Source organism: Streptomyces sp. NPDC030862 (genome assembly GCF_055571835.1).
Window position 1 is genome coordinate 1 of record NZ_JBVIEN010000004.1, and the last position, 8684, is coordinate 8684.

At 73.6% G+C, this 8684-nt stretch carries 3 protein-coding genes; 1 reads left to right on the forward strand and 2 read right to left on the reverse strand.

The window, feature by feature from the left end:
* The coding region (locus tag ACZ42X_RS12030) for a biotin carboxylase N-terminal domain-containing protein (RefSeq protein ID WP_280842533.1) at positions 1–93 on the reverse strand (93 nt) is incomplete at its 3' end.
* Positions 94–381: 288 nt separating this feature from the next.
* Between ACZ42X_RS12030 and ACZ42X_RS12035 the strand changes: the two genes are divergently transcribed.
* Positions 382–2013, forward strand: a complete 1632-nt coding sequence (locus ACZ42X_RS12035; RefSeq protein WP_468287532.1) for an FAD-binding oxidoreductase — start codon at positions 382–384, stop codon at positions 2011–2013.
* An 80-nt stretch (positions 2014–2093) separates the two neighbouring features.
* Here the strand turns inward: ACZ42X_RS12035 and ACZ42X_RS12040 are convergent, their stop codons facing one another.
* Positions 2094–8651: a thioester reductase domain-containing protein gene (locus tag ACZ42X_RS12040; RefSeq protein ID WP_468287535.1), complete on the reverse strand. Its 6558-nt coding sequence runs from the start codon at positions 8649–8651 to the stop codon at positions 2094–2096.
* Between the last annotated feature and the right edge of the window lie 33 nt (positions 8652–8684).

An 8684-nucleotide genomic window follows, 5' to 3' on the forward strand; every position in this document is an offset into this window, starting at 1 on the left:
GTAGACGGCTACGCTCGCGATCCCGGCGTCCCGGCAGGCACGGGCGACACGGACAGCGATTTCGCCACGGTTGGCGATGAGCACCTTGCGCACGAAGGCTCCTCGAAAACGTCACGAACATCGGGCACAGAACAGCACCGCTCGAACGTATAGGCGTCTGTTCCGTTCACCGGCCACCCGCCGGTAATCACCGGCGCGCCCCCACCGGACCGGCGGATGACCTTCCGCTGGACGCCGGGTGCCGCCCCGCCGCCGCGCGCCGGCGTCCGCGCCCGGGTTCCCGCCGGGTTACCCGGCCATGACGAACGGCTGGAAACGTTCGCGCACGGCACGACACTCGTGCGGATTTCCGACGCTCAGATCTCATGGAGGCATGCGATCATGACCGAATTCTCCCGGCGCGGGCTGATGAGAGGCGCCGCCGCGACCGGTGGCGCGCTCGCGCTGCCGGCCCTCGCCACGACACCGGCCGTGGCCGCCGCCGCAGACGGGATCGACGGCGCCGAGCACACCGTGCGCGCGACCCCGGCCATCCACGTCACCCCCGCCGACCCGCGGTACAAGGGCCTCATATCGGGCTCCAACCAGCGCTGGGTCGGCTCACCCGACTACGTACGCGTGGTCCACAGCGCCGATCAGGTCGTCACCGCCGTCCAGGAGGCCGTCGACCGCAACCTGAAGGTGGCCGTACGCAGCGGCGGGCACTGCGACGAGGACTTCACCGCCCACCGGGACGTCCGCGTCGTCATCGACATGGCCGGCATGAACACCATCGACCACGACCCGGCCATGAACGCCATCGCCGTGGGCCCCGGCGCGCTCCTCGGCTCCGTCTACCGCACGCTGTACAAGCGGTGGGGCGTCGTCCTGCCGGGCGGCACCTGCCCCACGGTGGGTGCCGGCGGGCACATCACCGGCGGCGGGTACGGGGCGCTGTCCCGCTCCCGCGGCCTGACCGTCGACCACCTGTACGCGGTGGAGGTCGTCCACGTCGGTGCCGACGGGCGGGCCCGCAAGGTGGTCGCCACCCGCGAGCCCGGCGACCCGAACCGTGAGCTGTGGTGGGCCCACACCGGCGCGGGCGGCGGCAACTTCGGCGTCATCACCCGCTACTGGCTCCGCTCGCCCGGCGCCACCGGCACCGACCCGTCGAAGCTGCTGCCGCAGGCGCCGACCGAGGTGCTGCTGTCCGACGTCAGCTGGTCCTGGAGCGACCTCGACGAGGCGAGCCTCACCCGGCTGCTGCGGAACTTCAACGCCTGGCACGAGGCCAACTCGGCGCCCACCTCGCCCGGCCGCCACCTGTTCAGCCAGCTGAAGATGATGCACAAGGCGGCCGGCTACTTCCGGATGAGCACCCAGGTCGAGGCGTCGGTGCCGGGCGCCGAACAACTGCTCGACGACTTCCTCGCCGCGGTCACCGAGGGCACCGGCGTCGCCTACCACGTGGGCGACCGCTACCGGGCGCCCTGGCTGTACGCGGTCTCCGAGTGGTCCGGCTTCGTGGAGGCCGCCGTACCGCGCTGGAAGGCCAAGTCGGCGTACGTCCGCAAGGCCATGCCGGACGAGCAGCTGAAGGCGGTCTACCGGCAGCTGACCCGCGACGACTACCCCGGCCCGTACGGGATGATCGCCGTCGTCGGCTTCGGCGGCAGGATCAACGCGGTGGCGAGCGCCGACACCGCCACCGCGCAGCGCGACTCCTTCGCCAAGATCCTCTACTGCAGCCTGTGGAGCGACCCGGCGGACGACGCCGTGCAAACGCGCTGGGTGCGCGAGGCGTACGCGGACGTCTACGCCACGACCGGCGGCGTCCCCCGCACCGGCGGCGTCAACGACGGCGCCTACATCAACTACGCCGACGCGGACCTCGCCGACCCGACGCTCAACACCTCGGGCGTGCCCTGGCACCAGCTGTACTTCAAGGACAACTACCCGCGCCTGCAGCGGGTGAAGGCGAAGTGGGACCCGAAGAACGTCTTCAGCCACCGCCTCTCCATCCGCCTTCCGTAATCGCCGCCCCTTCCCCTCCCGCCATACGAAGAGGCCCCGCCGGCCGAAGCCGGCGGGGCCCTTTCGTGGGCGCCCGGGTGTTACGGGGCCGGGAAGTGGTTCTCCTCGACGAAGAACCGGACGTACTTCTCGAAGAGGTCCTGGGTCAGGGCCGGGATCCCGATCCCCGTGCCCTCCAGGGCCCGTTCCGTCTCCGTCGTGTCGATCGGCGGGTAGAAGCCGTCCGTGTCGGACGTCATCATCTCGAAGGCGTCCAGCAGCGGCAGCAGCGCGTTGTCGCCCGACGTCACCGTCGAGGTCCAGGTCTCCCAGTCGACCTCGTCCAGCTCGTAACCGAGGGCGCGCAGGTACTGGGCGCACTGGGTGAGCGCCAGGGAGCCCTGGTTGAACAGGTGGTACGTGCCGCCGGCCGCCTCCGGGCGGGCCGCGATGCCGGTGACGGCCGCGCTGACGTAGTCGACGGGCAGCAGGTGGAAGCGGCCCTCGACGCCCTTGGGCACCGACCGCGCCTGCACCAGGCCCTTGAGCGTGAGCCACACGAAGTCCCGCGTCTGGCAGGCGCCGTTGACCTGGTCGCCGGAGATGACGTCCACCCGGTACACCGACACCGGCAGGCCACGCTCCCTGGCCAGTTCGATGACCTGCTCGGCCACCCACTTGGAGCGCAGGTAACCGCTCGCCAGCCGCTCGGCGGGGCCGGTCGGGTCCGTCACCTTCAGCGGCACGCCCGGCTCCCGCACGCCGTTGAAGACGCCGACCGTCGAGACGTAGTGCACCGGCACCGTGCGGTGGCGGGCCGCCAGCCGCAGGACCTCCTCGGTACCGCCGACGTTGGCCGCCTTCAGCGCCTCGTACGGCAGCAGCCAGTGCACCCGCGCACCGTTGTGGTAGACCACGTCGACGGTACGGGCCAGCGCGTCGAACGCCTCCTCGGTGAGGCCGAGGCGCGGTTCGGCCAGGTCGCCGCGGACGACGACGATCCGCTCCGGGTCGACGTCGTCCCACACCCGGTACCAGCGGGCGTTGTCCCGCAGCCGCTCCAGCGCCGCCGCGTCGTCCTCGCCCCGCACCAGGCAGTGCACGCGCGCCGTGGTGGTGCGCATCAGGTCGCGGAGGAGGAACGCGCCGAGGAAGCCCGTCGCGCCGGTGAGGAGGATGTCGCGCGGCGCGTCGGCCGTCGCGATCACCTCGGCGGCCGGCTGGACGTCGTCGGCGAGCCGCACCTCGGCGGCGAAGTCCACGCCGCCGCGGCCGCCGCCGGACCCGTCCGCCGGGGCCAGTGCCGTCACCACCTCGCCGTGCAGGAACGCGGCGAGCGCGGCGGGCGTCGGGTGGTCGAACACCAGCGTCGGCGGCAGCTTCAGGCCCGTCGCCGTACCGAGCTGGTTGCGCAGCTCGACGGAGGTCAGCGAGTCGAAGCCGAGCGCCGAGAACGGCTGGTCCGTCGGCACCCCGGACGCGTCCGCGTGGCCCAGCACCTCCGACACGCGGCCCAGCACCAGGTCCAGCACCGCCGTCCGCTGCTCCTCGTCGGAGAGCCCCGCCAGCCGGTCGGCCAGCGACTCCGTGGAGACCTCGGTGTTCTGCGCGGTCCGCCGCCCCGACGAGCGGGCCAGCTTCTGCAGGAGGACCGGCACCTGCACCTGCTCCCGCAGCGTCGCCAGGTCCATGGGCGTCGCCGCGAGCGTCGCGTGACCCGTCGTCATCGCCAGGTCCAGCAGCGCCGGGCCCTGCTCCGACTCGACGGGCCGGAACCCGCCGCGGGCGATGCGCTTGAGGTCGGCCTCGTCGAGGTGCCCGGTCATGCCGCTGGTCTGCGACCACAGGCCCCAAGCGAGCGAGGTCGCCGCCAGACCGCGCGCCCTGCGGTGCTGGGCGAGCCCGTCCAGGAAGTGGTTGGCCGCCGAGTACGTCGACTGGCCGGGGCCGCCGACGACCGCGGCGATCGACGAGAACAGCACGAACGCCGACAGGTCCAGGTCCTTCGTCAGCTCGTGCAGGTGCCACGCCGCGTCCACCTTGGGCCGCAGCACCGCCGCCAGCCGCTCCGGGGTCTGCGAGCCGACCAGCCCGTCGTCCAGCACACCGGCCGTGTGCAGCACACCGGTCAACGGGCGGTCCTCCGGTACGGACGCCAGCAGCTCGGCCAGCGCCTCCCGGTCCGCGACGTCGCACGCGGCGATCGTCACCTCGGCGCCCAGCGCCCGCAGTTCCGCCTCGAGCGCGGCCGCGCCCTCGGCGGCCGGGCCGCGCCGGCTGGTGAGCAGCAGGCTCCGCACACCGTGCTCGGTGACCAGGTGCCGGGCGAACAGGGCGCCCAGGCTGCCCGTACCGCCGGTGACGAGCACCGTGCCGTCAGGGTTCCAGGAGCCGGTGGTGCCGGACGCCGCCTCGGCGACCCGGCCGAGCCGCGGGATGTGCACCCGCCCGCCGCGTACCGCCGCCTGCGGCTCCCCGGCGGCCAGCACCGCGGGCAGCGCCGCCGCCGACGAGGACTGGCCGTCCAGGTCGACGAGGACGATCCGGCCCGGGTTCTCCGACTGTGCCGAGCGCAGCAGGCCCCACACCGCGGAGGCGCCCAGGTCGGTGACGTCCTCCGCGTCGGTGACGGCGACGCCGCCGCGGGTGAGCACCACCAGCCGGGTGTCGGCCAGCCGTTCGTCCGCCAGCCACCGCTGGACCAGGTCCAGCGCGTCCCGCGCGACCGTGTGGGTGCCCGCCGCCACGTCGCCGGACGTCGCGGCGGCACCGTCGGACATCGCACCCAGCGGCGCCAGGACGACGTCGACGCGCTCACCGGCGGCGACCGCCCCCGAGACCGCCGCCACGTCCGCGAAGGCCCGGCCCGCGGCGAACGGGCCCCCGCCCAGCGCCGCCCAGTGCTCCGGCTCGTCCGCCGGCATCAGCGGGTAGCGGGCCCAGTCCACGTGGAACAGCGCGTCCCGGTTCCTGGCCAGGGCGTTGGACAGCTCGCCGACGGCGATGGCCCGGCACGCCACCGCCGACGCGGTCGCCACCGGCTGCCCCGCCATGTCCGCGAGCCGCACCTCCAGCGCCCCGTCCTCGCCCACGGCCAGGCGCACGCGCAGTCTCCGCGCGCCGGTCGCGTGGAGCCGTACGCCGTGCCAGTCCGTCGAGATCCACACCGCGCCGGCCGGGCTGCTGCCGTACGTGGCCAGGCAGGAGGCGGCCAGCGCGATCTCCAGCAGCGCCGGGTGCAGCCCGAAGCCCTCGACGCCGGTGCGGCTCTGCTCGGGCAGGCTCACCTCGGCGTACACCTCGTTCTCGCCGACCCGCCACACCGCGTCCAGGCCCCGGTACACCGGCCCGTACGCGTAGCCCTGCGTGGCCAGCTTCTCGTAGGCGTCGTCCAGCGGCACCTCCTCCGCGCCGGCCGGCGGCCACTGCGCGAGGGCGAACGGGGCGTCCGGGCCGCGGAAGCCGAGGTGCCCGCGGGCGTTCAGCGTCCACGGCACGTCGGCGCTGTCGGGCCGCGAGTAGATCGACACCTCCCGGTGGCCGCCCGCGTCCGCGGCGCCCACGCTGACCTGCACGTGCACCCCGCCCTTCGCGGGCAGCGCCAGCGGGCCGAGGATCGACAGGTCCTCCAGCACGGTGCAGCCCAGCTGGTCACCGGCCCGCACGGCCATCTCCACCAGCGCCGTCGCCGGCACCAGCGTCTGCCCGAGCACCACGTGGTCGGCCAGCCACGGATGGGTCCGCACCGACAACCGGCTGGTGAACAGCGTCTGTTCGACGCCCGCCACGGTCACCGCGGCGCCCAGCAGCGGGTGCTCCGCCGACTCCAGACCCAGGTCCGAGGCCTCGGCGACCACGCCCGAGGTCTCCACCCAGAACCGCTCGTGCTGGAACGCGTACGTCGGCAGGTCGGTGTGGTGCGCCCAGGTACCGGCGTAGAAGCCCTGCCAGTCCACCGGCACGCCCGCCGTGTGCAGCAGGGCCACCCCGGTGACCAGGCTCTCCGGCTCCGGCCGGCCGCGCCGCAGCAGCGGCACCGCGGCCTCCGGGCCCACGTCGACCGTGTCCCGCACCAGCGTGGTCAGCACCGCGTCCGGCCCGACCTCGGCGAACGCGGTCGCGCCCAGGCCGTGCAGGGTGGTCACCGCGTCGGCGAAGCGGACGGCCTGGCGGACCTGGTCGGCCCAGTAGGCGGGGGTGCGCAGGTCGTCACCGGTGGCGAGCCGGCCGGTGAGCGTCGACACGACCGGGATCGTCGGCTCGTTGTACGTCAGTTCGGCGGCGATACGGCGGAACTCGTCGAGCATGCCGTCCATGCACGGCGAGTGGAAGGCGTGCGAGACGGTCAGCCGCTTCGTCTTGCGGTCCAGCCGCCGGAAGTGCGCCGCCACGTCCGAGGCCGCCGCCTCGTCGCCCGAGACGACCACGGACGTGGGCCCGTTGACGGCGGCGACCGACAGCCGGTCCCCGACGTCCTTCAGGAGGGGGAGGACCTCCTCCTCGGTGGCCTGGAGGGCGATCATCGTGCCGCCGGCCGGCAGGTTCTGCATCAGCCGGGCGCGGGCGGCCACCAGCCGGGCCGCGTCGGGCAGGCTGAGGACGCCCGCGATGTGGGCGGCGGCCAGTTCGCCGATGGAGTGCCCGGCGACGTAGTCCGGAGCGACGCCCCACGACTCCACCAGGCGGTACAGGGCCACCTCGGTGGCGAACAGCGCCGGCTGCGTGTACCCGGTCCGGTCCAGTTCGCCTCCGGCGGCGATGACGTCGCGCAGCGGCTTGTCCAGCAGCGGGTCCAGCTCCGCGCACACCGCGTCGAACGCCTTCGCGTACGCCGGGTAGGCCTCGTACAGCTCCAGGCCCATGCCGGTGCGCTGCGCGCCCTGGCCCGTGAACAGGAACGCCGTCTTGCCGGCGGCCCGTGTCCCCTGGACGACGTGCGGCGCCGGCTCCCCGGCCGCCAGGGCCCGCAGCCCCGCCAGCAGTTCGTCCCGGTGCGCGCCGACGACCACCGCGCGCTGCTCCAGCGCGGAGCGGCCCGTACCGAGCGCATACGCCACGTTCAGCGGGCACACCAGGTCCGCGTCCCGCTCCAGGTGCGCCAGCATCCGCCCGGCCTGCGCGGCGAGGGCCTGCGCCGTCTTCGCCGACACCACCCACGGCAGCAGCGGGTGCGTGAACGCGGCCTCGCCGTCACCGGACGCCTCCGCCGTACCGGCCAGGTCCTCCGCCGCCGGCTCCTCCAGGATCACGTGCGCGTTGGTGCCGCTCACACCGAACGCCGAGACGCCCGCCCGGCGCGGCGCGCCCGTGTCCGGCCACGGCCGGGCATCGGTCAGCAGCTCGACCGCGCCCGCCTCCCAGTCGACCATCGGGGTCGGCGTGTCGACGTTCAGGGTCCGCGGCAGGATGCCGTGCCGCATCGCCTGGATCATCTTGATGACGCCGCCCGCGCCGGCCGCCGCCACCGTGTGCCCGATGTTCGACTTCAGCGAGCCCAGGTACAGCGGCTTGCCCTCCGGCCGGCCCCGCCCATACGTGGCCAGCAGCGCCTGCGCCTCGATCGGGTCGCCCAGCCGGGTGCCCGTACCGTGCGCCTCCACCACGTCGACGTCGGACGCGGACAGCCGGGCGCTCGCCAGCGCCTGCTGGATGACCCGCTCCTGCGACGGACCGTTGGGCGCGGTGAGGCCGTTGGACGCGCCGTCCTGGTTGACGGCCGTACCGCGGATCACGGCCAGCACCCGGTGACCGTTGCGGCGCGCGTCCGACAGCTTCTCCACCAGCAGCAGGCCCACACCCTCGGACCAGGCGGTGCCGTCGGCGGCCGCCGCGAAGGACTTGATGCGGCCGTCCTCGGCGAGCCCGTTCTGCCGCGAGAAGTCCACGAACCCGCTCGGGTTCCCGGACACCGTGGCACCGCCGGCCAGTGCCAGCGTCGACTCGCCCTTGCGGACCGACTGCACCGCCAGGTGCAGCGCCACCAGCGACGACGAGCAGGCCGTGTCCACCGACACCGCGGGCCCCTCGAAACCGAAGGTGTACGCGATGCGGCCCGAGGCGACACTGCTGAGCTTGCTCGTCATCAGGTAGCCCTCGAGCTCCTCGGGGCCCTCCAGGCCCAGGTAGCTCTGCTCCACGACACCCGCGAACACGCCCACCGGGGTGCCGCGCAGCGTCGCCGGGTCGATGCCGGCCTGCTCGAACGTCTCCCAGGCGGTCTCCAGCAGCACCCGCTGCTGCGGATCCATCGCCAGCGCCTCACGCGGCGATATGCCGAAGAAGCCCGGGTCGAAGAGGGCCGCCCCGTCGAGGAAACCGCCCTTCTTCGTGTACGACTTGCCCGGCTTGCCGCGCTCCGGGTCGTAGAGGGAGTCGATGTCCCAGCCGCGGTCGGTGGGCCATTCGGTGATGCCGTCGGCCTCGTCCATGACGAGCTGCCACAGCTCGTCCGGGGACGTCACCCCGCCGGGGAAGCGGCACGCCATGCCGACGATCGCCACCGGTTCCTCGGTGCCGGCCTCCAGTTCGGCGAGCCGCTGCCGGGCCTTCTGCAGGTCGGTGGTCACCCATTTCAGGTATTCCACCATCTTCTGTTCGCGTGCGGACGCCCCGTCCTTGCCGGCGTCCTGACCTGATGTCTGAGGTGATTCAAGGGACATGCGGGATCAACTTCTCCTCGGGCTGGTCGTGGG